The organism is Mesorhizobium sp. M2A.F.Ca.ET.067.02.1.1 (assembly GCF_004023285.1).
Classification (GTDB): Bacteria; Pseudomonadota; Alphaproteobacteria; order Rhizobiales; family Rhizobiaceae; genus Mesorhizobium.
Genome location: NZ_RZSB01001443.1, coordinates 1 through 433, shown reverse-complemented (window position 1 = coordinate 433; position 433 = coordinate 1). Strand labels below are relative to the sequence as shown.

Annotated in this window: 1 protein-coding gene; it reads left to right on the top strand. The window is 67.0% G+C overall.

The window, feature by feature from the left end; translation table 11 throughout:
- Nucleotides 1–433: ATP-binding cassette domain-containing protein (locus EOA28_RS38250; protein WP_128315966.1), on the top strand; the 433-nt coding region annotated here is incomplete at both ends.

The window sequence follows — 433 nt, the reverse complement described above, 5'->3', positions numbered from 1 at the left end:
CGCTGCCACTATCACGATAAGGCGCAGTCGCTGCCGCGTGCCACGCCCGTCAACGCTCCCGCCGCCGCACCCAAGCACGCGCCGCCGGTGCTGCGGGTCGAGGGGCTGAACAAAACTTATGGCAGCTATGGCCACCCACTGCGTGCGGTGAAGGACGTCTCGGTCAGCCTAAGCTCCGGCGAGACGCTCGGCCTGGTCGGCGAATCTGGCAGCGGCAAGACCACCTTGGCCAGGCTCCTGCTCGGCCTCGTTTCGCCGGATGACGGCGGCAGCATCGAGCTAGAAGGCAAGAAGCTCGCGCCACGGCTCGCCAGCCGCACGGAAGACCAGATCAAGGGCCTGCAGATCGTCTTCCAGAACCCGGATTCGGCGCTCAACCGCTCGCATTCGATCCGGCATATCCTGAGCCGCGCCTTGAGGCGGCTCGGTGGGC